Below are 2,183 nucleotides of genomic sequence, written 5' to 3' on the forward strand. Positions count from 1 at the left end.
GGAGCTTTGTTAGCGCCCTTTCACCACGCTCCCCACCCATAAGGAAAAGGAGCTTTGCTAGCGCCCCTTTCACCCCGCAGCCCGCCCTTATAAGGAAGGGACCTGCGGACCCTTAAACCCGGGGGAGTAAGAGGGTTCTGACCTGCATCCTGTCCATCTTAGACCACCTAACTTACTTTGGGGGTTTCATTTGAGGTGGTTTTGTTATAGAATTAAACAGGTGATTATATGGAAAGAAGAAAATATATACTAATATCATTAATTTTTTTAATTTTTTGGGTTGGAGTTATTTTGTTTTTTGGAACAAGAAATCCAGAGGAATCTTCAAATCAATCTCAGTTTGTCTATAATGTTATTAAATCAATAGATAATGTATTTGATTTTTCAGATACAAAATGGTTTAGAGAGATAGAAGTATTTTTAAAGAGGTTGTGGCTTGGAGATCAATATGCTGATTCCATAGCACTTGTTAGAAAAAGTGCGCATTTTGGAATATATTTTATACTTGGTGTGTTTTCTTGGTTGTTTGGATATTTGTATTCAAAGAGATTATTGATAGGGACTTTACTTGGAGTATCTTTACCAGCACTTATAGCTGTAGTAGATGAATATTCTCAAGAGTTTGTTGGCAGAGGTTCTTCATTGAATGATGTTCTTATAGATATTTCAGGAGCTGTTTTTGCTAATATAATAATTCTGGTAATTTGTTTGATTTATAAGATTTGTAAGGAGATTTATCTAAGGTATAAATAAAACGCTATCTTTTTTTAGATAGCGTTAGAAGTTACTAAATGAAAAGTTATGCCACCCTCTCACACAAATCCTGTTTAATGAATTTGGTAAAAAAGATTATTTCAATATTTCTTTTAGTTCTTCTATGGTTATACTAAGAATATTTTTCTTTATTTGGTTTATGGTTTCTTCATTTGCTTTTCTGATCTTTTCTTCTAAACTTTTATCAATATCTTTTCCAAATCTTTGGTTTAGAATCTCAATTATCAATTCTTTTCTTTCTTCAAGTTTTCCTTTTTCCATTCCTTCATTCTTCAACTTTTCTGCTATCGTCATTATCAATTCACCCCTTTCATCCATTACTTTTTTCGCTACTTCTTCTACCTTTTCTATGTTTATATCGTCCCTTGTATACATTAAATACAACATACATGATTCAAATAATTCATCAAACGTCTTTTTGTCTTTTATCCCAACAAGAAATTCAAACGCCTTTATTAATTCTTCGTCAAACTTTTCTCCTGTTTTTACTCTTGCCACTCTTGTCGTTTGTAATATCGCCTTTAAATTTGCTAACCCTACTATACCTAATTTTTCTTCTGGTGAGAAATCATATATCTCATATTGGTAAGTAGGTATGTATTGTTTCATTATTTCTGGTAGCTCTTCTATTCCTTCTATGAGATTTATTAACTTGGTCTCTATATTCCACTTGTTTTCTCCATTGTATATTACTAGTGGTATTATTATAGGTAATTTGTTCGTTTTGATGTTGTATTTTTCTTCCCATATACTGAGTATGTATTTTAAAAGTTGTAGAAGTACACGCGGATCATTGTAGCTTTTGTGTTCAAACAGAATGTATATGTATCCATCTTTTCCATTTATCTTTGTTTTGTACAACATGTCTGAGTGGCTTTCTTTTAAATCTTCATCCACATAGCTTTTGTCTTCTTTGGTTAAATAATTTAGGTCTAGTACTTTGGTAATCTCAGTAGGTAAGTAGTTTTCTAAGAAATTTTGAGCTATTTTTTTGTTACCAAAATGTTTTTTGAAGAAAGCATCGTGTGGGTTGTTTAATTCGCTCATCTTTTGCCTCGCTTTGTGCTATAGATTTTGTTTGTTCAAAATTAATTATACCATATGTTTTTGAAGGTGTGTTATCTTATCATATAACTCTCGTATAATGAGTTTTATAGTGCCCCTTTGCCCCGCTCCCCGCCCGTAAGAGGAGTAAACTGTTTCCTTTGTCAATTTAATTATACCATATGTTTTTGAAGGTTTGTTATCTTATCATATAACTCAAATATAATGAGTTTTATAGCGCCCTTCCCCCGCTGCCCACCCGTGAGGAAAAGTATCTTTATTAGTGCCCTTCCCCCGCGCTCCCCGCCCTATAAGGACAGAGGTCCTTGCGGTCCCTTTCCCAGCTTTTCAACCATAAGGAAAAG

Annotated in this window: 2 protein-coding genes; one reads left to right on the forward strand and one right to left on the reverse strand. The window is 33.5% G+C overall.

All coding sequences use genetic code 11. The annotated features are described in order from the left end of the window. Positions 1-228: 228 nt before the first annotated feature. Complete coding sequence (locus AA81_RS13695) at positions 229-753, forward strand: VanZ family protein (protein ID WP_103899343.1); 525 nt, start codon at positions 229-231, stop codon at positions 751-753. Between the two features lie 96 nt (positions 754-849). Here AA81_RS13695 and AA81_RS13700 read toward each other — a convergent pair whose 3' ends face one another. Then, a complete protein-coding gene (locus AA81_RS13700; protein ID WP_103899344.1) occupies positions 850-1,821 on the reverse strand; it encodes an Rpn family recombination-promoting nuclease/putative transposase in 972 nt (323 codons plus the stop codon). Between the last annotated feature and the right edge of the window lie 362 nt (positions 1,822-2,183).

The sequence above is a fragment of the Petrotoga halophila DSM 16923 genome (assembly GCF_002924615.1).

Excerpts from the sequence above, each read along its gene's own strand:
- AA81_RS13695 (WP_103899343.1), top strand. The coding sequence starts at position 229 with ATGGAAAGAAGAAAATATATACTAATATCATTAATTTTTTTAATTTTT.
- AA81_RS13700 (WP_103899344.1), bottom strand. The coding sequence starts at position 1,821 with ATGAGCGAATTAAACAACCCACACGATGCTTTCTTCAAAAAACATTTT.